Source organism: Sulfobacillus harzensis (assembly GCF_012933365.1).
Classification (GTDB): domain Bacteria; phylum Bacillota; class Sulfobacillia; order Sulfobacillales; family Sulfobacillaceae; genus Sulfobacillus_B; species Sulfobacillus_B harzensis.
Genome location: NZ_JABBVZ010000006.1, coordinates 20,102 through 44,484 on the forward strand (window position 1 = coordinate 20,102; position 24,383 = coordinate 44,484).

General features: G+C 58.1%; 26 protein-coding genes and 1 riboswitch. Of the genes, 12 read left to right on the top strand and 14 right to left on the bottom strand.

What is annotated here, in order from left to right; all coding sequences use genetic code 11:
* Nucleotides 1-8: 8 nt before the first annotated feature.
* The 3 genes from HIJ39_RS02875 to HIJ39_RS02885 all read left to right on the top strand — a co-directional run bounded on the left by HIJ39_RS02875 (nucleotide 9) and on the right by HIJ39_RS02885 (nucleotide 5,614).
* Complete coding sequence (locus HIJ39_RS02875) at nucleotides 9-1,730, top strand: DNA repair helicase XPB (protein WP_169096514.1); 1,722 nt, start codon at nucleotides 9-11, stop codon at nucleotides 1,728-1,730.
* Entirely contained in the window at nucleotides 1,727-3,487 is a 1,761-nt protein-coding gene (locus HIJ39_RS02880; protein WP_169096516.1) for a helicase-associated domain-containing protein, read from the top strand. The genes HIJ39_RS02875 and HIJ39_RS02880 overlap by 4 nt, the downstream gene beginning before the upstream one ends.
* Before the next feature lie 72 nt (nucleotides 3,488-3,559).
* The gene (locus HIJ39_RS02885; protein WP_169096518.1) at nucleotides 3,560-5,614 is read left to right on the top strand and encodes a S9 family peptidase; all 2,055 of its coding nucleotides are present in this window, start codon (nucleotides 3,560-3,562) and stop codon (nucleotides 5,612-5,614) included.
* 89 nt (nucleotides 5,615-5,703) lie between these two features.
* Here HIJ39_RS02885 and HIJ39_RS02890 read toward each other — a convergent pair whose 3' ends face one another.
* Together HIJ39_RS02890 and HIJ39_RS02895 are read right to left on the bottom strand one after the other, a co-directional pair.
* Nucleotides 5,704-6,432 carry an EAL domain-containing protein gene (locus HIJ39_RS02890; protein ID WP_169096520.1) on the bottom strand — a complete coding sequence of 243 codons (729 nt, stop codon included), beginning with the start codon at nucleotides 6,430-6,432 and terminating at the stop codon, nucleotides 5,704-5,706.
* A gap of 96 nt (nucleotides 6,433-6,528) precedes the next feature.
* Nucleotides 6,529-7,722, bottom strand: a complete 1,194-nt coding sequence (locus HIJ39_RS02895) for a thiolase family protein (protein WP_169096522.1) — start codon at nucleotides 7,720-7,722, stop codon at nucleotides 6,529-6,531.
* Between the two features lie 95 nt (nucleotides 7,723-7,817).
* On the opposite strand from HIJ39_RS02895, the gene HIJ39_RS02900 reads away from it, so the two are divergent.
* Nucleotides 7,818-8,315: a flavin reductase family protein gene (locus HIJ39_RS02900; RefSeq protein WP_169096524.1), complete on the top strand. Its 498-nt coding sequence runs from the start codon at nucleotides 7,818-7,820 to the stop codon at nucleotides 8,313-8,315.
* On the opposite strand, the gene HIJ39_RS02905 is transcribed toward HIJ39_RS02900, so the two are convergent.
* Genes HIJ39_RS02905 through HIJ39_RS02920 form a run of 4 tightly spaced genes read right to left on the bottom strand, consistent with a single transcriptional unit; the run spans nucleotide 8,293 to nucleotide 10,571 of the window.
* Nucleotides 8,293-8,577 (bottom strand): hypothetical protein, encoded by a 285-nt coding sequence (locus HIJ39_RS02905; protein WP_169096525.1) that lies wholly within the window; start codon nucleotides 8,575-8,577, stop codon nucleotides 8,293-8,295. The two genes, HIJ39_RS02900 and HIJ39_RS02905, sit on opposite strands and share 23 nt — an antisense overlap.
* 22 nt (nucleotides 8,578-8,599) lie before the next feature.
* Nucleotides 8,600-9,199, bottom strand: a complete 600-nt coding sequence (gmk, locus tag HIJ39_RS02910; protein ID WP_169096528.1) for a guanylate kinase — start codon at nucleotides 9,197-9,199, stop codon at nucleotides 8,600-8,602.
* 20 nt (nucleotides 9,200-9,219) lie between these two features.
* Nucleotides 9,220-10,176, bottom strand: coding sequence for an NAD(P)H-dependent flavin oxidoreductase (locus HIJ39_RS02915; protein ID WP_169096634.1), 957 nt, complete (start codon nucleotides 10,174-10,176; stop codon nucleotides 9,220-9,222).
* Complete coding sequence (locus HIJ39_RS02920; protein WP_169096530.1) at nucleotides 10,176-10,571, bottom strand: HIT family protein; 396 nt, start codon at nucleotides 10,569-10,571, stop codon at nucleotides 10,176-10,178. Before HIJ39_RS02920 ends, HIJ39_RS02915 begins: the two co-directional genes overlap by 1 nt.
* 121 nt (nucleotides 10,572-10,692) lie before the next feature.
* Between HIJ39_RS02920 and HIJ39_RS02925 the strand changes: the two genes are divergently transcribed.
* The 4 genes from HIJ39_RS02925 to HIJ39_RS02940 all read left to right on the top strand — a co-directional run bounded on the left by HIJ39_RS02925 (nucleotide 10,693) and on the right by HIJ39_RS02940 (nucleotide 14,759).
* Nucleotides 10,693-12,744, top strand: a complete 2,052-nt coding sequence (locus HIJ39_RS02925) for an LUD domain-containing protein (protein ID WP_169096532.1) — start codon at nucleotides 10,693-10,695, stop codon at nucleotides 12,742-12,744.
* Entirely contained in the window at nucleotides 12,725-13,270 is a 546-nt protein-coding gene (locus tag HIJ39_RS02930; RefSeq protein ID WP_169096534.1) for a lactate utilization protein, read from the top strand. The genes HIJ39_RS02925 and HIJ39_RS02930 overlap by 20 nt, the downstream gene beginning before the upstream one ends.
* 41 nt (nucleotides 13,271-13,311) lie before the next feature.
* Nucleotides 13,312-13,566, top strand: coding sequence for a YkuS family protein (locus HIJ39_RS02935; protein ID WP_169096536.1), 255 nt, complete (start codon nucleotides 13,312-13,314; stop codon nucleotides 13,564-13,566).
* A 140-nt stretch (nucleotides 13,567-13,706) separates the two neighbouring features.
* Complete coding sequence (locus tag HIJ39_RS02940) at nucleotides 13,707-14,759, top strand: hypothetical protein (RefSeq protein WP_169096538.1); 1,053 nt, start codon at nucleotides 13,707-13,709, stop codon at nucleotides 14,757-14,759.
* Here the strand turns inward: HIJ39_RS02940 and HIJ39_RS02945 are convergent.
* The 4 genes from HIJ39_RS02945 to HIJ39_RS25075 form a co-directional block, all read right to left on the bottom strand.
* On the bottom strand, nucleotides 14,756-15,232 hold the full coding sequence (locus tag HIJ39_RS02945) for a glucosaminidase domain-containing protein (protein ID WP_169096540.1): 477 nt from the start codon (nucleotides 15,230-15,232) through the stop codon (nucleotides 14,756-14,758). The genes HIJ39_RS02940 and HIJ39_RS02945 overlap by 4 nt on opposite strands.
* 98 nt (nucleotides 15,233-15,330) lie before the next feature.
* Nucleotides 15,331-16,044 carry a glycosyl hydrolase family 18 protein gene (locus tag HIJ39_RS02950; RefSeq protein WP_169096542.1) on the bottom strand — a complete coding sequence of 238 codons (714 nt, stop codon included), beginning with the start codon at nucleotides 16,042-16,044 and terminating at the stop codon, nucleotides 15,331-15,333.
* A 147-nt stretch (nucleotides 16,045-16,191) separates the two neighbouring features.
* Nucleotides 16,192-16,788: a peptidoglycan-binding domain-containing protein gene (locus HIJ39_RS02955; RefSeq protein ID WP_169096544.1), complete on the bottom strand. Its 597-nt coding sequence runs from the start codon at nucleotides 16,786-16,788 to the stop codon at nucleotides 16,192-16,194.
* 7 nt (nucleotides 16,789-16,795) lie between these two features.
* Nucleotides 16,796-16,934, bottom strand: a riboswitch (cyclic di-AMP (ydaO/yuaA leader).
* Between the two features lie 375 nt (nucleotides 16,935-17,309).
* Complete coding sequence (locus tag HIJ39_RS25075) at nucleotides 17,310-17,780, bottom strand: DUF1697 domain-containing protein (RefSeq protein ID WP_420824557.1); 471 nt, start codon at nucleotides 17,778-17,780, stop codon at nucleotides 17,310-17,312.
* Between HIJ39_RS25075 and HIJ39_RS02965 the strand changes: the two genes are divergently transcribed.
* On the top strand, nucleotides 17,719-19,080 hold the full coding sequence (locus HIJ39_RS02965) for a hypothetical protein (RefSeq protein ID WP_169096548.1): 1,362 nt from the start codon (nucleotides 17,719-17,721) through the stop codon (nucleotides 19,078-19,080). The genes HIJ39_RS25075 and HIJ39_RS02965 overlap by 62 nt on opposite strands.
* 6 nt (nucleotides 19,081-19,086) lie before the next feature.
* On the opposite strand, the gene HIJ39_RS23985 is transcribed toward HIJ39_RS02965, so the two are convergent.
* On the bottom strand, nucleotides 19,087-19,287 hold the full coding sequence (locus HIJ39_RS23985; RefSeq protein WP_169096550.1) for a YwbE family protein: 201 nt from the start codon (nucleotides 19,285-19,287) through the stop codon (nucleotides 19,087-19,089).
* Between the two features lie 197 nt (nucleotides 19,288-19,484).
* Between HIJ39_RS23985 and HIJ39_RS02975 the strand changes: the two genes are divergently transcribed.
* Complete coding sequence (locus HIJ39_RS02975; protein ID WP_243239302.1) at nucleotides 19,485-19,919, top strand: thioesterase family protein; 435 nt, start codon at nucleotides 19,485-19,487, stop codon at nucleotides 19,917-19,919.
* Here HIJ39_RS02975 and HIJ39_RS02980 read toward each other — a convergent pair.
* Complete coding sequence (locus HIJ39_RS02980) at nucleotides 19,837-21,012, bottom strand: CaiB/BaiF CoA transferase family protein (RefSeq protein ID WP_169096552.1); 1,176 nt, start codon at nucleotides 21,010-21,012, stop codon at nucleotides 19,837-19,839. The two genes, HIJ39_RS02975 and HIJ39_RS02980, sit on opposite strands and share 83 nt — an antisense overlap.
* A gap of 41 nt (nucleotides 21,013-21,053) precedes the next feature.
* The gene (locus HIJ39_RS02985; RefSeq protein ID WP_169096636.1) at nucleotides 21,054-21,413 is read right to left on the bottom strand and encodes a methylglyoxal synthase; all 360 of its coding nucleotides are present in this window, start codon (nucleotides 21,411-21,413) and stop codon (nucleotides 21,054-21,056) included.
* Nucleotides 21,414-21,608: 195 nt separating this feature from the next.
* Here HIJ39_RS02985 and HIJ39_RS02990 point away from each other — a divergent pair, with 195 nt between their 5' ends.
* Together HIJ39_RS02990 and HIJ39_RS02995 are read left to right on the top strand one after the other, a co-directional pair.
* The gene (locus HIJ39_RS02990; RefSeq protein ID WP_169096554.1) at nucleotides 21,609-22,904 is read left to right on the top strand and encodes an MFS transporter; all 1,296 of its coding nucleotides are present in this window, start codon (nucleotides 21,609-21,611) and stop codon (nucleotides 22,902-22,904) included.
* A 77-nt stretch (nucleotides 22,905-22,981) separates the two neighbouring features.
* Nucleotides 22,982-23,482, top strand: a complete 501-nt coding sequence (locus HIJ39_RS02995) for a GNAT family N-acetyltransferase (protein ID WP_207711445.1) — start codon at nucleotides 22,982-22,984, stop codon at nucleotides 23,480-23,482.
* Between the two features lie 193 nt (nucleotides 23,483-23,675).
* On the opposite strand, the gene HIJ39_RS03000 is transcribed toward HIJ39_RS02995, so the two are convergent.
* On the bottom strand, nucleotides 23,676-24,287 hold the full coding sequence (locus HIJ39_RS03000; protein ID WP_169096556.1) for a hypothetical protein: 612 nt from the start codon (nucleotides 24,285-24,287) through the stop codon (nucleotides 23,676-23,678).
* Between the last annotated feature and the right edge of the window lie 96 nt (nucleotides 24,288-24,383).

Genomic DNA, 24,383 nt, shown 5'->3' on the forward strand with positions numbered 1-24,383 from the left:
GGTGCGGGATGGACCGGCTGCCCGTGATTGTGCAAAGTGACCGCACAATTTTATTGGAAGTGGAAAACCCTCGGTACGAAGAAGCGCGCGATGCGCTGGCCGGGTTTGCCGAACTGTTGAAAAGCCCTGAGCACATGCACACCTACCAATTAAGCGCGCTTTCGCTGTGGAACGCCATGGCCTCAGGCCTCCACGCGGCGGAGATTTTGGACGCCCTGGCGCGTTTGTCTCAATACCCGGTGCCGGATCCCGTGGCCCAATTTATCCACGACCAGGAAGTCCGATTCGGACGTCTGAAGCTGGTGCCGGCTCGCGATGGCGATGGACTCTGGCTTACGTCCGATGATGCCCTCGCGCTGACCCAAGTGGGTCGGACCAAATCTGTCATCCCATACTTGGACGGTCCTCTCCACCCTGGCTACCGTGTTCGTCCAGAATTTCGCGGCCTCATCAAGCAGGCCTTAGCCAAGGCAGGCTGGCCGGTCGATGATGTCGCCGGCTACGAGCCGGGCGCGCCGCTCGGCTTTGACTTGGTGGAGTCCTTGCCCGACGGCCAGCCATTTACTTTGCGCCCCTATCAGGAGGCCGCAGTACGCAGCTTCTGGGGTCAAGGGCGCGTCGACCGCGGCAACGGCGTCGTGGTGTTGCCTTGCGGTGCGGGAAAAACGGTGGTGGGCCTCGGCGCCATGTGGATGGCCCAAACCCATACACTGATTTTGACCACCTCCACCGCTGCCCTCCACCAGTGGCAGCGGGAGTTGTTGGAAAAATCCACCCTCAGCGTGGATGAGGTCGGCGAGTACAGCGCCACCACCAAGACGATTCGACCCGTCACGGTAACCACCTATCAAATGCTAACCCACCGCCAGAAGGGAGAATTCCCGCATTTTCAGGCCTTGGACCAGCACCCCTGGGGACTCATCATTTATGACGAGGTGCATCTGCTCCCGGCCCCTATGTTCCGTCTTACCGCTAGCCTGCAGGCGCGGCGACGCCTAGGACTGACCGCCACCCTGATTCGCGAGGACGGGCGAGCAGAGGACGTCTTTGCCCTCATCGGCCCCAAGCGGTTTGACATGCCCTGGAAGGTTCTTGAGGAGCAGGGATGGATCGCCACCGCCAGTTGTCGAGAAATCCGCGTGGCCCTGCCGCAAGCGGCGCGGGAGCAGTATGCCGTCGCCGAGGACGCCGAGCGGGTTCGGATTGCCGCCGAAAATCCGGCCAAGATTCCGGTCGTGGATGCCTTGCTGGAGGAGCATCGAGAGGACCATGTGTTGGTCATTGGCCAGTATCTCGGCCAGTTGGAGCAGATGGCCCGTCATTTCAACGCCCCCTTAATCACGGGAAAGACGCCTAACCGTGAGCGTGAACGCCTGTATGAGGATTTTCGCAACGGCATCATTACCCGGCTCTTCGTCTCGAAAGTGGGGAACTTTGCCATCGATCTGCCGGATGCCAACGTCGCCATTCAGATTAGCGGAACGTTCGGCAGTCGCCAAGAAGAGGCTCAGCGCCTCGGACGCATCCTCCGTCCCAAAGGCGAAGGAGTCATGGCGACCTTTTACAGCATTGTTTCCGAGGATACGAAAGAGCAGGAATTTGCCCAAAAACGCCAGCTGTTTCTATGCGAGCAAGGCTATCGCTACGACATCGCCCATGCGGCCCCCGACGGGACTCCACGGGAGCGTTTGGCGCCTGTCATCCCCTTTCCTGCCGGAGGGCACGCATGAGCTCCCCTTGGGTTCGCTCCCTGAGCAGCATTTTGGCGCGTCTTAGCGAGCCGGAACAGCACGATCTAACCACCCGCCTGGGTCTGAAGGGTCAACCGCTAGTCCAGGCGCTGCTCGACCCGGAACGGGTTTCCGCTGTGGTTCGGGGACTTTCAGAGGATGGACTGCATGCGCTCAAAGTGTGGGTGGCGGAACGGGGATTTTGGCGCAACATTCCCCGCCAAAGCCGCTTGGCGGCCGGGGTGGATGAGCTGGCCGCCGCCGGACTGGTGTTTGAAACCAGGTATGGCCCGTATCAACGGTTTCTCATCATGCCATGGGAACTCATGGCGCGGGTTTTGCCGCTTCTCTGGGACATCCCTTGGGACAAGATTACCGTCCAGGCTGAAGCGCGTGTGAAGGTGCCGGCGCCAATTTGGAGCCCTTTTTGGCATGACGTGTTTCAAGTGCTGTCATTCGCCCGTGAAGAACCGCTCTTACTGACCACCCAAGGGGATGTCTACCGCCGCCTGAAGACAAAAATGGAAAGGCGGATGTGGGATCGGGGCTCTCTGTTCCCGGCTGGTGTCATGGTGGACTATCTCCTGTCCGCTTTGTACCGGCAGGGTCTTTTGGCGTCAGCCGACCACCCGTATCGCTACGTCGTCAACGAGGACGCAGCCGAACGCCTGTTTTCCCAAGATCCGGCCGCCCTCTTCAGCTGGCTGGCGGAGTTTGTCTTTGACCCCAACCGGAATTATTGGCCCGTGCTTTTATGGGTCTCGCTTTCGAGTCTGGTGCCCGACGATCGGGCGCTGGTGCGCTCCCAGGCCATTGAATGGTTGGCGACTTTAGGCATTGAAGGAATCAAGACCCCCTATCTCATCTCGCAAGGTCTCGGCGATTTACTGATCACCGACTTCTGGGAACCCGGTCCAAACTATACCGGTCGGCTCAGTGCCAGCGCACGGGCGGCACTGGAGGGACGCTTTGAGCAACCCCAGCCGGGAGAGAGTTTGGTGCAGCCGACGGGCGAGATTCTGGTGCCGCCGACCATCCCTTTGGCGGAACGGTGGAAGGTGGACGGACTGGCCAGCCGGGTTCGCTCCGACCGGGTCTCCACCTATCGCCTGGATCTCAATGCGGTCAAGCAAGGGATCCGCCGGGGTCTCGATGCTGCCCAACACCAGCGCCAGTTGGAGTCCATGACTCGAACGGGGCTTCCGAACAACGTCCAAATCAACCTCGAGGACTGGTATCGGGCCATTGGGCGTCACCGCCTTATGGAAGTCACGGTGGTGCATAGTTCCACGCCCGAGGATTCCCGCGATGTCGAGACCGTTCTTGGTCCAGAAGTGCTGGGACGACTTTCGCCAACCGACCTCATTATCGGCTCCGATCGGGTGAAAGAGGTGCAAAAGAAGATGGAAAAGAGCGGGGTTCCCATCCTGCCCGAAGTGCTACGGCCTAGTCTGCCCGATGAGGACGATTGGGTCGAGCACTATGAGGATCCCAGAGAGCGCTTTGAGGTACATCTGCCCCGAAATGAGGCCGCACCCAGCGGCCGCGAAACCAGCCTGAAGTCCCTAATCCAAGCGTCTCAGAAAGCGGGTCGGCCGCTTACCCTCACCTTTCTGGCCGCTGGGGACAGCGCCCCCCGGACCGAACAGGTAATCCCCGTGGCTCTTGAATCCCGCTGGATCCAAGCCTATGTCCTCAGAGAGCGGCGCTACGTGCTGATTGAATGGCAGCGCATCCTTAGCGCCGCGGAAGACTAGACGCGTTCCGCACAATCCCTGATACACTGAGGTAGGGATTCCCCATCGTACATTATCAACCAAGGAGGACCTATGCAGCCACCGCAAGCTCCCAAACATCCGTACCAGCACCGATTACATAACGACGTCCGCAACGATGATTACTATTGGCTCCGGGACAAGGAGAACCCCGAAGTCATCGCTCACCTTGAGGCGGAGAATGCCTATTTTGACAGCGTCATGGCTCCATTGCGTCCTTTCGAGGACACCCTATTTGACGAGATGCGCCATCGATTGCCGGACTCGGAAGAGACGCCAGCGGCTCAGTCGGGACCCTTCTTCTATTACCGCCGCATCGAGCCCGACACGGAATATCCCCGTTACTTTCGACGTCGCGCGCAAAACCGCAGCGAACTAGCCAGTCAACCGGAAGAGCTATTGCTGGATGTCAATGCCCTGGCCAAAGAGGGACAGTTCACCCACGTCTCCACCGTGTTGATAAGCCCCAATCACCGCTATTTAGCCTACCTGGAGAACCACGACGGCACGGACCGATATACGATCCACATTAAGGATTTGTCGTCTGGCAATCTCATCGATGAGCCCATCCGGAATGTCTTCATCGGGGACAGTCTGGCCTGGGACAGCCGAAGCCAACACCTCTTCTATCTCACCGTCGACGCGAGCCAACGGCCTAGCTCCCTGCATCGGCATCGCTTGGGAACGTCAGCCCACGAAGACGTCACCCTCTATCGGGAAGAGGACATCACCTTCAGCTTAAGCTTATCAACCTCGCTAAGCGGCCGGTATCTCTTTTTGAGCGCCGACACCAACACCCAAAGTGAAGTGCGGTACCTGCCGGCAAACGATCCGGAAGCAAACTGGCAGGTGTTCCAACCGCGGCGGGCCGGCATCCGCTACCACCTGGAGCATTGGCGAAATTTCTTGATCAATGTGACCAACGAGGGGGCGGAGAACTTTACCGTTAAAGCCGTCTCGGCCGACCATCCCGATCCGGCCAAGCAAGACGATCTGATTCCCTACGATTCCGGGCGCTACTTAGAGGACGTGCTTCCCTTCCATGACGCCCTCATTCTGGTTGGCCGCGAAGGCGGGCTCACACAAATCTGGCGCTATGATGGCGGATTGTTGGAGCGGCTCCAGTGGCAGTCTCCTCTCTACACGGTGACCCCCGGGCCGAATTTCGATTATCACGCACCAGAAGTGCTGATTCGGTTTCAGTCGCTCACCATCCCCAAACACGATTACGCTGTCCATCTTCGCACGGGGGAAAAGAGTCTGGTTTTGGAAGAGCCCGTCCGCAACTTCGATGCCTCTCAGTACATGGAGAAGCAAATTTGGGCCCGCGCTGAGGATGGCACCGCCATTCCCGTTTCTTTAGCAGCCACAAAGGAAACCTGGAACGCTGGACGTCCTGCCCCCTTAATTCTCTATGGCTATGGGTCCTATGGCGCCCCCTCCAATCCGACCTTTGACGCCACGCGCCTTCCCTTGCTGGATCGGGGCGCAATCTATGCCATTGCTCATGTCCGGGGCGGATCGGAAATGGGCTACAACTGGTACCTAGACGGAAAATTTCTCAAGAAACGCAACACCTTTACGGACTTCATCGCGGTGGCACAACATCTGATCGATCAGGACTATACCACCCCAAAGATGCTCGCCGCCCGGGGCCGGAGCGCCGGCGGGTTGTTGATGGGCGCCATTTTGAATCTCCACCCCGAGCTGTTTCAAGTGGTGGTGGCCGGCGTTCCCTTCGTCGACGTGGTGACCACCATGCTGGATGCCAGCCTTCCACTCACCTCCCTGGAATGGGACGAATGGGGCAACCCTGCCGATCCGGTCTATTACGAATACATGAAGTCATACAGCCCTTATGACAACGTGTCTTCCAAGCCCTATCCCCACATCATGGTGTACACCGGGCTCAACGATCCACGGGTCGGGTATTTTGAACCGGCCAAGTGGGTGGCACGGCTTCGGGAATTGAAAACCGACAGCCATCAGTTAATTTTGAAGACACATATGGGGGCAGGCCATGGAGGGTCTTCGGGCCGTTTTGCCCATCTAAAAGAATTAGCCGAGGAATACGCTTTCATCCTCGACAAATTGGGCATTTCTCATTAACGGACGCAATGGCCGTTTGGGAACTGGAACCCCCGACCCATGTATGGCATCACGCCAGGCATGGGTTTTCGTTTTTCTTGGCGGATTGGTTAGGCGGGGCGGTACAGGAAACCCTGTCCAAGCGGAACCCCTAATAGGCGAAAGACTTCCGCATCCTCGTCGGTCTCAATTCCCTCCGCGACAACCATGGCGCCAATCTGCCCGGCAAAGCGCACCAGCGTCTCCACCAACAGCTGGCGTACCGGGCGCGCTCGGGTAAGGCGCACGAACTCCAAATCCAACTTGAAGAATTCCGGCACCAAATCGGCTAACAGTGACAAATTGCTGTACCCAGTGCCAACATCGTCCACGGCGAAGCGGAATCCCTGGACGCGGAGATTGGCGACCGCCGTATAAAACCGTGCTGGATCGGCAATCTGCTTTTCCGTAACCTCTAACACGACGCGACCGGGCGCAATACCGCTCGATTCCGTCCAGGCGCTGAGCATGTTGGCGTCGACGCCACCCATTTCAAGCGTTTCTGGCAACAGATTAATAAACAGCAAAGCATCTTCCCGGCTTTTCATCGGGAAGTTTTCAATGGCGCGTCGACAGCAAATCGCATCCAACTGGGGACTAACCTGCACTTGCTCGGCGATTTCAAACAGCGTCATAGGACTAGCAAGATACGGCACGGGGCCACGGCTTAAGGCCTCATACCCCACCGCACACCGGCCGGAAAAAGGCATCACCGGCTGGTAGATGGTCTGCACCGATCCCGTCTCTAGCAAGCGATAGAATTCGCGCATCGTGCGCCGTCCAATGGTTGGCTTAACCATGGAGAACCTCCTTGTTTCGAGCTCGATTCGACATTTTCCAATCGAATTCCTGTGCACCCAGCAAATTTTCTTGCACGAGCTCGAAACCCCGCTGCGTTATACGGTCTCAATGACCATGGCTATGCCCTGACCGCCTCCGATGCAGAGTGACGCCAATCCATAGTGAACGTGATCGCGTCGCAGTTGATGCGCTAGGCTCAACAAAAGGCGCGCTCCCGAGGCCCCAACCGGATGGCCGAGCGCAATTGCCCCGCCTTGTACATTGGTCCGCTCGCGATCCAGCTGCAAGGCCTGCTCCACGGCAAGATACTGCGCAGCAAATGCCTCATTAATTTCAATCCGACCGACTTCCCCCAGCTCCAATCCGGCCCGTTCCAGAGCCTTCTGGGAGGCGGGCACCGGGCCAATTCCCATCACCGTGGGGTCGACACCGGCCACCGCATAGCTGACGATGCGGGCCCACGGATGAAGACCATGGGCGCGCACAAAATCGCCGGTCGCGATGACCAGCATGGCCGCTCCATCGTTGATGCCGGAGGCATTGCCGGCAGTCACTGTGCCGCCTTCCTGAAAAGCCGGTCGAAGCCGTGCCAAACCTTCCACGGTCGTGTCGGGGCGAATGTGTTCGTCCTGATCCACCACCTGCTCGCGCCCTTTCACCGTCAGCTTTACCGGGACAATCTCATCTTGGAAGCGTCCGCTTTGGCGTGCCTCCGCCGCCCGGCGATGCGAGAGCGCGGCAAACGCATCCTGCGCGTCCCGCGAAATCTCATATTGGCGCGCTAAATTCTCCGCCGTGAGCCCCATGCCTAATCCGCAACCCAAGTCGGTCAAGGTAGAGGTCAGGGTGTCGTCCAGTTGCGGAGGGCCATTTTTAATTCCCCAGCGACTGTTCCGGAGCGCATAGGGAGCCTGGCTCATATTTTCTGTACCGCCAACCAAAGCAGCCTCACCATCCCCCAAAATCAGCGACTGAGCCGCTGACACCACCGCTTGGAGACCCGATCCACATAAACGATTGACGGTAAGACTATCTGCCTCTATCGGCACCCCAGCATTCAATGCCACGTGGCGTGCCAAATACGCGAAATCAGGCGATGACGGCAAGACGCCGCCCACGACCGTCATATCAATCGCATCCGCCGGCACCCCAGCCAGACGCAAGGCCCCTTCGGCTGCCACGGTGCCAAGTTTGACAGCGTCGATATCCTTCAAGCTCCCGCCATACGTGCCAAAGGGGGTCCGAGCTCCCCCAAGAATATAAATCTCCGTTGCGCGAGATGTGAGCATGGTTTTCCATCCTTTCATTTCCACGCGGCCGTCATGACCCACGCCGACCGCTTCTTAACGATATGATATGATGTCACGAGAAACGAGGGACAAGGTTGGACGCCAAAATTTTTCGTGATACGCTGGCCCAATTCGCTACCGGCATTACCATTGTGATTAGCCAAAATATCGACCGCCACCTTCATGGCATGACCGTCAACTCTTTCACATCGGTATCGCTTCATCCGCCCTTGGTGCTGTTTTGTGCGGACAACCGCTCCGACACCTTCCGGGCCATTGAGGACTCCGGACACTTCACCGTCAGCATTCTCTCCGAAGAGCAGGAGGCCCTGAGCCAACGGTTCGCTTTACGCGGCCCACAAGAAGCTTTGTTCCAAAGCTTGACATTGGGCGAGAGCGTCTCCGGAATCCCCTATCTGGCGGATAGTCTCGCCTTCCTGGACTGCACGGTAGATCGGATTGTACCGGCCGGCGACCATCATCTGGTGCTAGGTCGGGTCGACGCGCTGAATCGGTTGGTTCCCGGACGGCCCCTGGTTTACTATCAAAGCCAATATCAACGCCTCGACGCTATCCCCGAGCCACAGGATTAGGGGGCAACCCCTCGACGTCCCCATCATCGACGCTGAAGCCCCCTAAAAGCTTTTTCTCGCCGTGCCGGGCGATATGACGCCAAACGGCCGCGTGAACAATCGGCTTTAATTTTTGGGGACGGTACACGGTGTAGCCCAAACTCCGCAAAAGCGCTTTAGAGAAGCGGATGGGGCAATGCAAAAAGTCGACGGTGGTGTTGACCAGCACCACCTCGGGATCCGATCGGTCCACGCTTATAATCACGATGTCCTTGTCGGTCATCGGCTACCTCCTCAGTTCCCGCCTAGGGATGCGCTTTCAGATCACTCAGCATGGCGGTCAAATCCAGTTGTCCGAGACGACGATGCCGTTCCGCCTGAATGATGGTTTCAATTCGGTCCACGCAATCGTTGAGGTCGTCATTTTTTACAATGTAATCATAGGATTGGGCATGACGCACCTGCTCGATGGCATTGTCAAGCCGCGCCGACAGGTTGTCCACTTCTGAACGCTTTAAAATCCGCCGCTTCAGTTCCTCAAGACTTGGGGGCAAGAGAAAGATAGCGACTACGCGGCGGTGACGCGCCGTGTACTTGAGCCGACCCTTGTAATCCAATTCGATGATGCCGTCGTGATCGGGGACAAACAGCTCTTTGGGCGAGCCATAATAGTGGTCGTGGTACACTTGCTCGTATTCAAACAGTTCGTCGCGCTCAATGAGGCCATGAAAGGCCTCCACAGACACAAAGCGATAGTCGAATCCGTCCACTTCTCCCTCACGGGGCGCACGTGTCGTGTAGGTGACGACTTTCTTCAGATGGGGATCACGCTCCAGAAGACGGCGCATCACCGAGCCTTTGCCGGCCCCCGACGGTCCGGTAAACACAAACAGAATTGGTTCCACAACGTCCCCCTTATTTGCTGTCATGGTCTGAACACTCGCTGTCCTTGCTGCCATGCGTCCAAAGCCTCCTGCTCCATGCGATCCATAAGTTCTGCTACCGGCACCACGTCTTGAATCAACCCGGTCACTTGTCCCGCCCAGACAAATCCGTCGTCCATTTCACCCAAGACGGCACTCCGGTAATTACGTTCTCCGGAAATCAACGGCAATAACTCCTCGACGGGAGACCCGTGCTGTTCACTTTCAACAATGCGGTCAACGTGGGGTGACGGAAGGGTACGGCCCGGGCGTCCCAGGGATCGTTCAATGATGGTGGTTTGATGAATGTCGTGGGCTAAAAGGGCCTGTTTGTAGTTTGGGTGGGCGATGCACTCTTCGGTGGCGACGAACCGCGTGCCCATCTCGATGCCTTCCGCACCTAAAGCCAGGGCGGCGGCCAACTGCCGCCCGTCCCCGATGCCGCCCGAGGCCACCACCGGAATGTCCACGGCTTCAACCAGTCGCCGGGTGAGAACCATGGTGCCGACATCATCACGTCCCAGATGCCCGCCGCCTTCCACGCCCACACCAATCACCACCGAGGCACCCAATGCGGCAGCCTTTTTGGCCGCCCGAACTCCTGCCACCAACACCATGAGTTTGGCTCCCGAAGCCAAAATGCGATCGACGTACGGGGCCGGGTTCCCACCCGTCAAGGAGACCACCGGCACTCCCATCTCCAGAGCCGCGGCCAGCAAGTCGTCGATCGGCCGATGGCCGATGGCGAAGTTGATTCCAAACGGGTGCGAGGTTAGTTGACGCACCCGCCGAATCTCGTCCCGCATCTCGTCCGGGCCCTCTAAGGTGGTGGCGGTCACCTGCCCCAACCCCCCCGCATTAGAGACCGCCGCAGCCAACTCTGCCCGGGCTAAATAGGCAAGTCCACCTTGGATGATGGGGCGACGCAAGCCCAAGAGGTCGGTCAGCCGGGTGCGCATCACCGGCCCAAAACCTCCCGAATCTCGGCCGCCATGGCCGCCAACTCTTCAGGGGAGGCCGCAGCCTGGCGGGAAAAGTCGAGATCTCGCATGCTGTCGGCAGGAATGAGGTGCAGATGGGCGTGGGGCACGTCAAAACCCGCCACCGCAGCGCCCACGCGCTCCGCTCCGGTCACTTCCTGGATGGCCAGAGCAATGGGCTTGGCGAAACGCATAATATCCGCCAAAATCCCGTCATCTAATCGAAAAAACTGATCCACTTCCATTTTCGGAACCACCAAGGTATGTCCCGGCCGGATCGGACGGATATCCAAAAATGCGAGAAACGCCTCACTTTCGGCCACGCGGTGGCTGGGTATTTCCCCTCGAATGATGCGTGTAAAAATTGACGGCAATGCACACCCCTCCGGGTCAGCTTATCCCTTTTTCTTAGTATACCGCCGCCCATGGCCAAGAAAAAGGATTTCGCGGTTAGCCGAGGAATATGTCTAGAAAAAGGGATGGGAGGGATCCCGCATGTATGACCACAGTGAGCGCATTGCTCGGGCGCTCAGCCAGCAGTCCGTCCGCGAGGCCCGTCGTGCCGGCACCCAGGGTATTCGTCAGCGCGCCCCCGAAGTGTTAAAACGTTTCCCGAATCTGCAGGATCGCGTTCGAAAGACGAAGGAGAATGCACTCCTTCACCTGTCCGATTTGTTAAAGGAAACGGAAAATCATCTGTTGGCCCGCGGGTTTCACGTGTTTCGCGCCAAGAACGGCGAGGAGGCTGCACGCTATATTCTCGAGCGCATTCCCGAGAACAGCCTCGTGATCAAGTCTAAGTCCAATCTAGCCAAAGAGATTCATTTGCCGGACGCGCTTGCCCAAGCCGGACACCGGATCGTGGAAACCGACCTGGGCGATCACATTAACCAGTTGCTGGGGCGACGCTCAGGCCATGTGCTGATGCCCGCGCTGGGCGTTGACATCCCCACCATCCAGTCGACTTTTCAATCCCGATATCAAGAACCGGACTTGGGATCGGAGCCGGAGGAACTGGTCGGCGCGGCCCGCCGCCACCTGCGCTCCATCTTGGAGACGGCCAATGTCTCCATCAGCGGCGCCAATGCCGTTACCGCCGAGGGTGAAGTGGTACTGATGGAAAACGAGGGCAATATCCGGGCTGTGACCAGCCTGCCGGCCCAACATTTTGTGGTGGCCGGCATCAACAAAATTGTGCCATCCTTGGAAGACGGCCTGGCTGTCGTCCAGGCGGCCTCGGTGTTCGGGGTGGGCCAAGACTTCGGCAACTACTGCACCGTGTTGGCCGGTCCCGGGCGCGATTTCGGCCCCGAAGTTCACGTGCTTTTAGTCGATGGCGGTCGTTCAGACGCCATTCAGCAAGAACCCGAACCCTTCTATTGCATTAATTGTGGTTCGTGCCTGAATGTCTGCCCCGTGTTCGCTGAATTGGGCGAAGCCTACGGCGGAGAGCGCATTGGCGGCATTGGCATCATGCAGACATTTCTCCTCGACGGGGCGGAACGTGCAACCCAAGATGGGCTGGATCTATGCCTGGGGTGTCAACGCTGTATTCCCGCCTGCCCCGTGCGCATCGACACCCCCACAATCACCAACCGCATGAAAGCTGCACGGCCCGTCCAACCCAACGCCAAATTGCGCCGGCGTTTCCTGCAGTTAGTTCTATCCCAGGGCGAACTACGCTGGTCCCGCCACTTATTCCAGGCCAGCGCCGCGTTAGGCATAAGCCGCCGGTGGCATCGTCGCGGGAAGATGGCTCGGGACTTCGCCCCGGTACCGGATGCTGCCCCTCCTATTCGCCCCGGCAGCGTCTTCCCCGCCCGCGGGGAAGAGCGCGGATCGGTTTGGCTTTTCCCGGGCTGTGTTATGGACGCATGGTACGCCGGCATTCATTGGGATACCATTCGCGTATTGACCGAAAACGGATTTCACGTACGGGTGCCTGAATCCAAAGCGTGTTGCGGAGCGCTGCACGAACATGCAGGGATGCCCGATCCCGTCCCAACGCTTTTGGACCAAAATACAACGGCTTTTCCCGGCACGGATCCCATCATTCTCAACGCAGCCGGCTGCGGTGCTTTTTTGAAGCAGCACCCCAATCCGCTCACGCCGCGCATTCGCGACCTGAGCGAATTTCTTCTTGAGGTCGGCATAAGACCACCCGTGCGCCCTTCGCGGCCGAAAAAGGTATCGGTTCACCTGCCATGCCATCTGGCCTATGCGCAGGGCATTGATACGGCCCCCCAGAGACTCCTGGAGATAGCAGGCTATCAAGTGTTGGATGCGTTCGAGCGCGAAGCCTGCTGCGGATCAGCCGGAACCTACAATCTTGAATATCCCGACATCGCCTGGCGGCTTGCACGCGAAAAAGCTGAGGATCTGGACCGCCCGGCGCCTGATGTCATTTGTACCGCCAATCCCGGATGCCTAATGCAAATACGGGCCGGCGTGGAAGCGCTCGATCGCCGTACCCCGGTTGAACATCTGGCCACACTGTTGGCGACAGCATATCGGGAGGAGGGGAGCCATGACGGAGCATCTTATTGAGCGGCTGAATCAAAAAGGCTTTCATGTGCGCCGAATCCAGTCGCCGATAGATTTTTTAAAAGCTTGGAACACCGTGGTTAGGGATGTGTCCGGCCCCATCGTGGTCCTGTCCGATCCCATCACCAACCTGTGGTTGGACCGGTATGACAATGTCACCTGGGTCCCCGAGGATGCCGGGCGCGATGTGGTCTTTCGGGCAGCGCTGGGATTTACCGGGGTCAGCTTTGCACTGGCGGACACCGGAACCGTGATGCTGGCTGAAGACAGCGGCTACGCGCGGTTGGTATCCAATATGGTTCCCCGCCATATTGCGCTTATTCCCGAAAACCGGATCGCGGCCAACTGGCAGGAGGCGGTTTCGCGTTTGAGACAGGAATCCTCTCACCTGCCACGCATTTTGTCCTTCATCTCCGGCCCCAGCCAGACGGCCGATATTCAAGGGACCTTGATTCGTGGCATGCACGGCCCCATTCACGTGGAGGCATGGCTGGTACCGCCGGTTTCCGGCGCTTCAACACTCACATAGAGGATCTTCCGGGGGGCATGCTAACCGCGGAGGTGGTCTCATTGGCTCGAGCTACAGTGGCGATTGAGGGGCAGTTGTCCCCGTATAGCCGGCTACTCCAAGAAGCCGGCTATGACGTCATTCCCTTGAACGACCAGGCGCTCCATCGCGCTCAGGCAATTGTCGTGCAAGGTACGGACAACAATTTCTTGGGGATGGAAGACCCCCTTTCCAAGGCACCCGTCATCAATGCCGACGGGATGACCCCGAACCAGGTGTTGGATGCGGTTTCCCGTCGTGCGCTGGCTCGCGGTTAGGGATTCCTCCAAGGAGGCGACCCGCTTTCGGGTCGTCTTTCCTTTTGTCCTTCCGGGGCAAGCCTTGGAAAGATTGACCGCTAAGCGATTCCCCCAAAAAGCCTATAATTGGACCAAGGCAGAAAGGCGGGATGTCGGACATGCTTATGGGTACGGGTCAGCAAGCCCCTGCGAACACGCTCGCTTTGTTTTACGTCATCAATTTGGTCATCGCATTAGGGGTGCTGGTTTTGGGCGGCACTTTCCTGGCCAAGCGCTGGCACGGCCTTCGTAATCTTCCCGAATCCCCGGCTCGGACCATCCTGGCCGTAGGATTGGCAGGACTTTGGATTCTCGACGGCTTGCTGCAAGCCCAACCACTCATGGCCACCGCCTTCATTTCGGAACTCGTCGCGCCCGCGGCCCAGGAACAACCGAGGATCCTTTATGAGCTTATGCATTTCGGTATGCACATATGGAATCAGCACCCCATCAGTTGGGACATCGTCGCCATTTGGGTTCAAATCGGAATTGGGCTAGCCATCTTGTTGGGTTCGGAGCGGCGCGGCCGTCGGGTTGGTCTTCTCTTGTCCATCGTCTGGTCCTTAGTCGTCTGGGTTTTTGGAGAAGGGTTGGGATCTCTTTTTTCCGGCGGCAGCATGCTCTTAGGGAGTCCCGGTTCCGCCCCGCTGTACACGCTCGCCGCAGTCGCTCTTCTCATCCCTTCGGGCGCATGGCCAGCACGCGTCAAGTGCCGTCTCGTAAGAGCCAGCATGATCTTGCTTTGGCTGTTGTCCGCGTTCCTTCAAGCCTGGCCTCCCAACCAGTGGTGGTCTGCCAGGCAGCTTTTCGGCTACTTTCACAGTCAAGCGTCCATGCCGGAGCCGGCCGCCATTTCGGCTCCCATCTACGCGGTCGCTCATCTCGCCCAGGCGCATCCGGTTTTCACAAATGGCGTATTAACCGCTCTATTCCTCGCGATTGCAGCACTTTGGGCATTCAACCGAACGCTTCATGCCGCCTGGCTTTCCACCACCATTGTGAGCTTCCTGGTGTGGTGGCTGGGTCAAGATTTTGGGGTGTTTGGCGGCATGGGCACGGATCCCAATACCGCGGCCCTCATTCTCTTAGCTTTAGCGGTCATGCGATGGAGCCCCCTGACAAGGACGGCGAAGCCATCTCCCCGTCCTACCTATCAGTCCTCCGCCTCCTAACGCTCGGGGTGATTGATGGCCGATCGCATCAACGACAAAATCTCTCCCATGGCACGCTGCCAATGGGCCGGATATCCGTCAATCCAATGGGCAGCCCACCCCGCCAGCGTGCATCCGCGGCCTTGGGCGTAATATGTACCGCCCGGGGAAAAGTAGTGTGTCGCCATGTCCTCTAGGGGAATGCGGATGCCGTCTTCATCCGACTCGAAGGTATGCGCTTGGTTTGGATCCTGGAAGTAAGCCTGATATCCGTACCAATTGTGACGGTTTCGCGCGAAACCGGACGTGCCCCATCCGGTCTCCAAAATAGCCTCCGCGAGTGCAAAGGCGGGGTCAATGTTAAGGGCGACCGCTTGGTCGAAAATCGTTCCAGCTACCGCTCCAATGGGTCGGGTGGACGTAAAGGCCAACGCTTGGCCGCGCGTAATGCGGCGCACGCCGGTAATGCGCGACTGACCATCTAGCGTTTCCATGGTGCTCCTCCTTTTGTTTCGTCAGGAGTACCATATGGGAGTTTATGGAAGTGCGTGACAAAGGGGCGGCCGACAGGCTGCCCCCTCTTCGTGGACAACTACAGGTCCTGCTGTAACATCGGCCAGACACCGGGATTTTCTCCACCTAAGTCCCAGAGCGCCACACCTCCGAGACCCGCTTGTCCCACCCAGCGAACCTTGTAGGCTTCGCTGGCGCTGTCCTCAAACCAGACAATGTGCCGGACACCGTTGACCTGATACGAGACGGTGGGCTCTTGAACGATGCCGCCCACCCACGTCGACCCGTAGCGGTTAGCCAAGGCCAACGCCGCGATATCGGAAATTTCCGTCGATCCGGTCGATGCCCAGTTGTACCCGTATCCGGCCAAACCCACCAGAATCTTTTGGTGCGGGATGGTGCTCTCCGCGTAGCGGGTGATGTTCGCGGTCCACGACAGGGGGGCCACCGGGCCCGCCGATCCCCCATTGTCATGCGCGTCATAGAGCATGAGGTCGATGTAGTCTGCCGAGGCCCCAAGGCTCCGATAGTTGTAGACATGGTAGTTGTTCGCATCACTGGTGCGCGGCCCTACGGAGACAATCAACTTCTTGCCTTCCTGATGCAAGCCGGCAGCCAAGTCCGCGACAAACGTGTCGAGCCCGACTTCGTCGGGGTTGTTTAAGGATTCAAAGTCGATATTGAATCCGTCGTAGTTGTCCTGCTTGGCGAGGTTCACAAGCGTAGCCACATCGGTCCTGAGGAGCGATGGGCTTTGCAGCATGTTGTCGTTGCCGTAGCCGTTAATTACCATAGGGTACACCTGGATATGGTGCGCATGCGCCCACGAGGTCACGAACGCTTCATCGGGACCAAAGTTGTTTAAGCTGTCCGACGGCCGAAAGGAATACCAAAATGGCGCAATGGCGTTGATTTGGCTGGCATGAGCCGTTAAGTCCTGCTAAGCAGCCTGTCCCGGCACATAATACCCCAACATTAAGGGCGCCGACTTCGAATGGCTAGTCGTTGGAGTGAATGACGCTTGAGTCACGGGATGCGGGTTGAGCGCGTGTTGAATCGCTTGTGCGACGGTTGGATAAACAACGGCATTGTCGGCAAATCCGTGATGCCTCTGGAAGCGCTTGACGGCGGCCACGGTCGCGGCGTTGAAGATGCCGTCAACCTTCCCGTGATACCATCCTAATTTGGCTAAATCCTGTTGGAGTATGCTGACGGGGGTGCCGTAATCCAAAAACTTCAGCGTTGAGGTGCCAAAGGACCCCGAGACGGGGGAAACATGTGCGGTGAGAGTGGCAGGGTCGGCGATGGAGCCAACAATCCCGCCAGATCCCAACCCTTGAGTCACATCTCCCATCGCATAGGTGGTCTCGCGTAAATGCTCTTCAGCAAGGCCACCCGAATGATGCTGCAGTTCTTGCCGATACCTAGCCACTGGCTGGCTTTGCCCCCAATGAGCGAAGGGGGACAGATTAATCAAGCCCAACGGCAAGAGAGCCATTGCCCCGATGGCCAGGCTGCGACGATACGTCCATGACATCTTGTTAGCCCTTTCCTGTTATTGCCTCCGGAGTTAGTTGGCGGGTGAGGCAGCAGGAAACTGCCCGGTTGAGAAAGTCTCATCCTTAACCCCTGGGAAAGATCCTCCGTATCGCGCACGATGCGCGAATTCGGCGTGAGTTAGACAAGGAGATGTCTCATGTTACAAAGTTTGAAAAGGGTTGTCAGATCCCGCATCATGTGGTTGGGAGTCGTCGTGAGTTTTTCCCCAGATCCCCCAAAACGCGGCATTAACGGCGAAGTTTCACGCCTGTGGTAAAGTCGGGAAGTTTTTCTCGAAAGATGTCAATATCCGTTCCAGCATACCAAGATTGCGAAGGGTGGCGATAGATTTGAGATGGGGCGCAAAAAATTCCTGAGGGTACGGCGAGGTGTGAATACGGGTGCAGAGATAGATTTCTCGGCCTTAGACATAGAACCGATCCTCACTTGGGGAAGCCCAGCAGCGGAACTAACAAAGGTCTCCATCAGGCGCTTTAGAAGAGCACCGCCTGTTGCCCGTTATCCTTGTCCAACAAAGTGGCCACGGTCGGTCTCGACCACACGCCTCAGCTGATCTTGGGTCCGGCGAGCGGGTACCCGAAGCGAGACAAAATCCCATTTTCTATCCAAGCCTCGGTTTCCACCATCGCATTTTTGGCGGGGACCAAGGCCGACATTGCCTAATCCTGAATCCGCCAAGGCTTGCCGAAGGTTGGCCATCCGGATCATATTTTTCCCATTGACGTTGACCGCACGGAGATATGCTGCGGCGGGAGTCCTCCATCGTGATCCTTTGGCCAGATATTTTACCGCAGTGTCAGCCAAGCGCCATTGGACCAAAGTCGTATCCCTCTTGAGACCTGAGTTCAAGGTGAAAAGGAGCAAAGTCTTGTATCGTAACCTTACAGGAGAGAGGAGGCTTCTTCCTATGATGGAGGCGTACCCGTGGCCCACCCTATTGGATGAGGCGATGAAAAAACTGGAAGCCACCCCGTTGGGTGCTCTGGGCGATTGGATTAAAAATGAGAGAGGCCCACAAGACAGTCATGCGAATCTGTATCTTTTGTTAGCCTTGGCATCCGCCCGGTGGGTCGATCATCACGGACCCTACATTGGACACGGCACGTTTAACGGCGCACCGGTACGGCGGGCGGCGAGCATCTTGACGCCCCCCTATCAGAACTTAGCGCTCTTGCAAACGGCCACCTATGTGGTCGACTTGCTGCATCATCCGAATTACGGCCCCTATACCTTGATGAAGATGGATCCCCTCCAAGAGGCAACGCCGGACGCATCGCAGAGAGCGCTTATGGCCGCCATCGAAGCCGGAAACCAGCCGCTGGCCGCTGAGCATCGCCTGGTAGGCCTTCTGAAGAGCGATTCGCCCCAATCCGTGCGTCTCTTTTTGCTGGAGGCTGCTCTTCGCCAATTTGCCGAAAATGAACATCGCCTGCTCATCATCCACCGAGCGGCCGAACTTTTGGACGATACGCACGGATGGCAGTGGGCTGAGCCCGTGTTAAGGCCGGTGGTCCAATACTTGGCGTCCCGGCCTGGGCCATCGCTTCCCGCGGAAACTGCCCGTTTCGAGGCCTTGGATTTGGACGGTCAAAGCCCGCCCAGCCGAGGCGCCGTCGAGGCACTGATGGACGCACTGGTGAATGCCGACGCTGGCACCGAACCTGCCCTCATGTGGGCAGCCGCACAGGACGCTCATTCTGCCTCGCTGGCATTGGAAGCGGCCTCGTTGGCGGGAGCGGAAATGCTTGGCCGCTCCCGCTTTGATGCCCATGCCGTTACGGGGCTTCATGCCATCTCAGATTTAGTGCGCGATGCCGGTCTGCCCACGCGAATCCGGGCATTGGCCTTGGCTGTACAACTTACCAGTCAACGGACCCGCCGCCAAAAAGCCATCCGCCACCAGTGGCATCCTGCCGCGAGTCCGGCTCCCCAATCGATCTCCTCACGCCAACTGCAAGAGGTCCTATTGAACGACCCGACGGGTCGGAATGCCTGGCAGATGGCCGCCTCGCATCTTTTGGCGGGAGGCGATCCGGAAGCCTTGGCCCGGCTGCTGATACAGACTGCCCTGACGGCCGCCGGTCCGTTTGACGCCATCCATAACGTGAAAATGGTTTGGGGTCAGTTGCTCGAGACACGCCGGAGCCAGTGTCCGGATCTCGCTTGGCGGCATCTGGCCGCCGGCGCCTCAGCCATCGCCGTCACCGTCAACCGTGACGAAGCCCGCCCGGTGCTTGAGGTATGGCGCCGATCAGGCCTCGCCAACTAGTCCAAGCTATTCAGCATCCACAATGTGCTGCACCCGACCAACCTGCCCATCCTCAAGGCGCACCTTAATGCCATGAGGATGGGTGGGGGAGTTGGTTAAAATATCCTTCACCACACCGCGGGTCAACCGTCCCGTGCGTTGGTCCGCTTTCAGCACGATGTCCACCAGCAGCCCTGGCCGAATATCGCTTCGCTTTTTGCCGTTCACGATCGTTACCTCCGTCGCCCAATGCGTCTTTTGCGTGTATACCCACTGTATTATCAAACGACTACGGGTTCAACGCACTTCATCGCCCTGTCACAAGGGGAAGCGCACCGCATCCTCCAGCATTCTCAAGCGATCTGTGGTGTGGCATGATATTGAGAGGTGGGGATTCTAAACCCGATCCCCCCAAGGGAGGACGCATGAAAGACGGATTAGTCCCAGGGGCCCAAAGCACCGTCTCGACTCTAGTCACGGAAACCATGGTGGCCAAGCTGGGCGGTCAAAAAATACATCCCGTGTTGGCCACGGCGCAAATGATTGAATGGATGGAATGGGCCGGGCGAAGCCTCATTCTGCCATATCTGGAGCCTGACGAGGATGCCGTCGGGTATGCCGTGGATATTGTGCACTTGGCGCCGACCCTCGTGGGTGAGCGCTTCAGCGCGACCGCCGCCTTTCGAGGATTGGAGAAAAACCGCATTCTCACAGACGTGACCGCGGAAAATTCCCGCGGTCTCATCGGACGTGGAACGTTTGTCCAAGTGTTGGTGCCTAAGGATGCGTTGCAGCGTCGTCTTCGGGAACTGGGCCGGAAAGCCCAAACTGCCGAAGAATCTCCCCCTCATGCTGATTGAGCAACGGCGGCGGCGTGCGCACAGCCCCGGGCGTGGCGCTCATCTTTAACGGGATGCCCAACTGATGGATGGGCCCAGCCGTGGGGTGATCCACGACCACATCCATGGCGCGATGAATCACCTGGGGATCCTGGAAAACCTGCTCAAAGGATTGAATGGGCGCGGCCGGCACACCGGCTCGTGCCAACCGTTCCAGCCACTCGGCCACCGGCCGGTGCTGGAACACCTCGTTTTCCAGTCGATCGATGAGTTCCGGGCGATGTTCCACCCGATCCGGATTGGTACGGAATTGGGGCTCGTCGCCGAAAGGAATTTCGCATTCCTGCACCATCTTCGCCCATAAGGCATCATTGCCGCAGGCAATCACCAGATAGCCGTCTTGTGCGCGTACCGCCTGATACGGGGCAATATTGGGGTGGGCCGAGCCCAACGGCTTTGGCAACTCGCCGGTGGCAAAATAGTTGCCGGCCAAATAAGTCTGCCAGGAAATCAGCGCCTCGTACAGCGAGGTGTCAATCCACTGCCCCTCGCCCGTACGCTCACGGGCCCAAAGCGCCGTCATAATGCCAAAGGCAGCCCACATCCCCGCGCCGATGTCGCCCACGGAAAACCCAGCCTTGACGGGGCCGGATCCGTCGCCGGTTACCGCCATGAGCCCGCTCATCGCTTGAGCTACCACATCATATCCGGGCCGGGAGGCTCCCGGGCCGGTGGCTCCAAATCCCGATATGGATGCCAGGATGATGCGAGGGTTAATAGCCTTCAAGTGCGGATAGTCAAATCCCCATTTGGCCAATGTGCCGGGGCGATAGTTTTCTACCACGACGTCGGCTTGCTCGACCATCTTAAGAAAGCGCTGACGATCACGCTCCTGGCGAAAATCCAAGATGATGGAGCGCTTATTGCGGTTAACGCTGAGATAATAGGCCGATTCACCGTTAATGAAGGGCGGCCCCCACCGGCGCGTATCGTCGCCCGCGGGAGGCTCAATCTTTATCACATCGGCGCCAAAGTCGGCCAGCATCATGGTACAAAATGGGCCCGTGAGAATGCGGGTCAAATCAAGTACGCGAATGTTGTCCAATGCCTGCAACAGCGTATCCTACCTTTCTTGTCATACTGGCGGAAATTTTTTTAGAGCAAGTGTATCAGGGCCTCGGCCGTGGCGGGATTGGTGGCCACGGGAATGCCCTGAACGTCCGAAAGCCGCAGCAAGGCGGTCACATCGGGCTCGTGGGGATGGGCGAAGAGCGGATCTCGGAAGAAAAAGAGCATGTCGATCGCGCCTTCAGCGATGCGGCTTCCCATTTGTTGGTCACCGCCCAAAGGGCCTGATAAGAAACAATGCACGGCCAGCCCGGTCTTGTCGGCAATCTGTTGGCCCGTATGGCCTGTGGCAAACAGTTGGTGGCGGCTGAACCGATCGCGGTACTTGTCCACAAATTCCACCATGGACACCTTCTTGGTGTCATGCGCAATGAGTCCAATTCGCATCTTGGCAACCATCCATTCGCTCCCAGATTTCCTTCATGCTACCATGCACCCGGCAATATGGAAAGTTGGCGGTTGAACCCTCATAATTGGTCAAATTTGCCCTAAAAACTGGCAGGAAGCGGATGCCTGAATGGCGAAGCATTAGGCGTATGACCAACTCATAACACTTGGTAAGGAGGAGGCGATTTTCCATTCATGTCTGTCAACACATCGGTTGGAACCTCCACCCAGACACGTTTAACCCGCAATCAAATTAATGGTTTTTGGGCGTCTTGGGGTGGATGGCTCTTGGACGGCTTCAACGCCACCGTGTTCGCGTTGGTGCTAGCCCCTTCCATGAAGGCATTGCTGCCAAAGAGTGGCATCACGCCCACGGCGGGGCATATCGGCTTCTATGGCTCTATCATTTTTGCCATTTTCCTCGTCGGCTGGGGGCTGGCGACCTTCTGGGGGCCGGTCGCAGATCGGTACGGTCGGGCTCGAACCCTGATGATGACCATTCTGATGTATGCCGTCTTTACCTTCTTAGCCGCGTTTTCTCAAAACGTGTGGGAATTGGCTCTATTTCGCTTCCTAGCGGGTATCGGCATTGGTGGTGAATGGGCCATGGCCGGCACGTTCGTCGCCGAATCATGGCCCGAATCGCGCCGTGAGATGGGCGCCGGCTACCTCCACTCGGGCTATTATGTCGGCATTCTGGTGTCAGCTGTGGCCAACTACACCATCGGAGCGGCCTTTGGATGGCGTGCGATGTTCCTCTTAGGCATCATCCCCGCCTTATTGGTGGCCTTCATCCGGTGGAAGGTGCAGGAACCCGACCGTTGGGTCAAAGTCGAAAACACCGTGAAAACTGAAAAGAAGGCGCTGTTGTCGGAGATTTTCACCCCCGAGCTTCGCCGTCGGTCGTGGGGCAACGCCCTCCTGCTTACAGTCGCCATGGTCGGCTTGTGGGCGGGTACGGTCTATTTGCCCACGGCCATTTTGGACTTGGCCAAGACCCACAACATCATTGGAACGGCCGCAACCCACTTGTCGTCTTACGGCGTGGGATTGCTATCCATCTTTACCGTCATCGGCTGTCTCCTCACGCCTATCATCGCACGCCGATGGGGACGCCGCACCATGCTGGGCATTTGGCTGGCCTGCATGATTATCGGGGTCTTAGGCACGTTCGGGTTAGCCTTCTACACTCACAGCATCACCGCATTTTTCTGGTTCATCCCCATTTTGGGATTAGGCGGCGCAGATTTCGCCGTCTTTACGCTCTGGCTTCCCGAGCAGTACCCTACCAAGGTGCGCGCTACAGCCTTTGCCTTTGCCACCTCGGTAGGACGTTTCGTGGGCGCTATCATTACCTTCATTGTTGGAGCCATGGTATCCTCCATGGGAACTTTGGGGCTGCCGGTGGACTTTACTGCCATCGCTTTTGTGGTAGGGCTGTTCCTCCTCACCATGAGTCCCGAGACTAAAGGGACCCAATTGCCGGACTAGGCTTCGGGAGACAGCGGGGCGCCCGCCCGGGCGCCCTTTCTCTTTCGGAACTCAATCTATCCTCAAGGAGGAGTTTCATGCCGATAGTCATGATGTCGCCCGATTCTCCAGAACACCGTTCCTGGCTTATTAATCTTTGGACGTCCGAGTGGGGTGGCGATCCGATGGTCTCGGGAGACCACCGCTACTATCTTCGTGACTTGGAAGCTCGAATCGCCATCGACGACGACCAACCTGTCGGCGCTGTCACTTGGGCGGTGCACGATCAGGAGGCGGAAATCGTGAGCCTAAACGCGCTCGTCGAGGGCCGGCATATTGGCACCCGCCTAATTCGTGCAGTCGAGGAGGATGCGGTAAAGAACGGCGTAACCCGCGTCTTTCTTACGACCACCAACGACAATGTGCGGGCCTTAGCCTTCTATCAAAAGCGCGGATATCGCCTGACGGCCTTGAACGTCGGTGCCGTGGATCGGGCTCGCCAGCAGAAGCCCGCCATCCCCGTGATTGCAGCCAACGGCATCCCCATCCATGACGAGCTGATTTTGGCTAAGCGACTTCAGAGCGTGAACCCACATTAAAAGGACGGGAACCCGTCCCGTCCTTGTCTCATGGGGAGTCCGGCCACTATTGGGGGTCAAACCACTCCCGCATGACGTCGAACCACTCGTCTTCCCGTATCTCCAGTTCCTCTTCACGAATTTCTTCGTCCATCGGGAGCACCTCCAAGATTGAATTTACCGGCATTGTACGCGGCGCCCCGACGGTTCCGCCTCAACTGTGCTCCGAATTGCACAAAATCCGTGGTGAGCTGCCATAATTCGTGGGTGAATGACGGTCCTGCCATTCGGCCCGAAATGCCGCCCGAATTTCGGCCATCACCTGATCGGCCGCCTTCAGTTCGGGCCCGAAGCCCCAAAAAAGCACGGTGCCAATCATTCGGCCCCATCGGCTCCGAGTCCCGTGGGTACCCACGGGAAATCCCAGAGCTCTCAGCAGGCTCTGATGTATGGTGCGCCGAAGATTATCGATGCGATCGGGACTTGCCATATCGAGGCCGTAAGCCCAGCCCATCTCCACCGCCCAAGCTAAGAGAATCACGGACAGCACCGGCCCCCCGACCAGCAACCCGGCCGGCCCTACAAACAGCGCGGCGGCGCTCTCGCCAAACAGCCAGCGGCGCCAATGCTCCCGAAGACGGCTCACCCGCTCCTCAACCACCGCTTCCGGCAACTGCCACACATCACCCAACGTCCGCACCGCATAGCCCTGTTGACCATACCAGCTTAGCACCGCGTCTTTAGGGTGATGGTCTAGAAGCCAGTTGAGCGTGCGAAGTCCGGCATGGTCGAGTATGGGCCAATAGATGGTGGGCGTGCGAATCATGAAGCGACCTCCTCACGCTAGCCTATGTGGGAAAGCTGGTCAGCGCGCCTGTCCGGCAAGATGCTCGGTTGAGAGGTCTCGGCTGGGGATTTCCCC

Bases quoted from the DNA above. Each gene is read 5' to 3' on its own strand.
- HIJ39_RS02895 (WP_169096522.1), bottom strand. From the start codon at position 7,722: ATGCTCACATCTCGCGCAACGGAGATTTATATTCTTGGGGGAGCTCGG.
- HIJ39_RS02930 (WP_169096534.1), top strand. From the start codon at position 12,725: ATGACGGAGCATCTTATTGAGCGGCTGAATCAAAAAGGCTTTCATGTG.
- HIJ39_RS02915 (WP_169096634.1), bottom strand. From the start codon at position 10,176: ATGCGCACCCGGCTGACCGACCTCTTGGGCTTGCGTCGCCCCATCATC.
- HIJ39_RS02890 (WP_169096520.1), bottom strand. From the start codon at position 6,432: ATGGTTAAGCCAACCATTGGACGGCGCACGATGCGCGAATTCTATCGC.
- HIJ39_RS02975 (WP_243239302.1), top strand. From the start codon at position 19,485: ATGAAAGACGGATTAGTCCCAGGGGCCCAAAGCACCGTCTCGACTCTA.
- HIJ39_RS02965 (WP_169096548.1), top strand. From the start codon at position 17,719: ATGATGGAGGCGTACCCGTGGCCCACCCTATTGGATGAGGCGATGAAA.
- HIJ39_RS02885 (WP_169096518.1), top strand. From the start codon at position 3,560: ATGCAGCCACCGCAAGCTCCCAAACATCCGTACCAGCACCGATTACAT.
- HIJ39_RS02990 (WP_169096554.1), top strand. From the start codon at position 21,609: ATGTCTGTCAACACATCGGTTGGAACCTCCACCCAGACACGTTTAACC.
- HIJ39_RS02995 (WP_207711445.1), top strand. From the start codon at position 22,982: ATGCCGATAGTCATGATGTCGCCCGATTCTCCAGAACACCGTTCCTGG.
- HIJ39_RS02955 (WP_169096544.1), bottom strand. From the start codon at position 16,788: ATGTCATGGACGTATCGTCGCAGCCTGGCCATCGGGGCAATGGCTCTC.
- HIJ39_RS02875 (WP_169096514.1), top strand. From the start codon at position 9: ATGGACCGGCTGCCCGTGATTGTGCAAAGTGACCGCACAATTTTATTG.
- HIJ39_RS02905 (WP_169096525.1), bottom strand. From the start codon at position 8,577: ATGACCGACAAGGACATCGTGATTATAAGCGTGGACCGATCGGATCCC.
- HIJ39_RS02925 (WP_169096532.1), top strand. From the start codon at position 10,693: ATGTATGACCACAGTGAGCGCATTGCTCGGGCGCTCAGCCAGCAGTCC.
- HIJ39_RS03000 (WP_169096556.1), bottom strand. From the start codon at position 24,287: ATGATTCGCACGCCCACCATCTATTGGCCCATACTCGACCATGCCGGA.
- HIJ39_RS02940 (WP_169096538.1), top strand. From the start codon at position 13,707: ATGCTTATGGGTACGGGTCAGCAAGCCCCTGCGAACACGCTCGCTTTG.
- HIJ39_RS02880 (WP_169096516.1), top strand. From the start codon at position 1,727: ATGAGCTCCCCTTGGGTTCGCTCCCTGAGCAGCATTTTGGCGCGTCTT.
- HIJ39_RS02950 (WP_169096542.1), bottom strand. From the start codon at position 16,044: ATGGTAATTAACGGCTACGGCAACGACAACATGCTGCAAAGCCCATCG.
- HIJ39_RS02985 (WP_169096636.1), bottom strand. From the start codon at position 21,413: ATGCGAATTGGACTCATTGCGCATGACACCAAGAAGGTGTCCATGGTG.
- HIJ39_RS02945 (WP_169096540.1), bottom strand. From the start codon at position 15,232: ATGGAAACGCTAGATGGTCAGTCGCGCATTACCGGCGTGCGCCGCATT.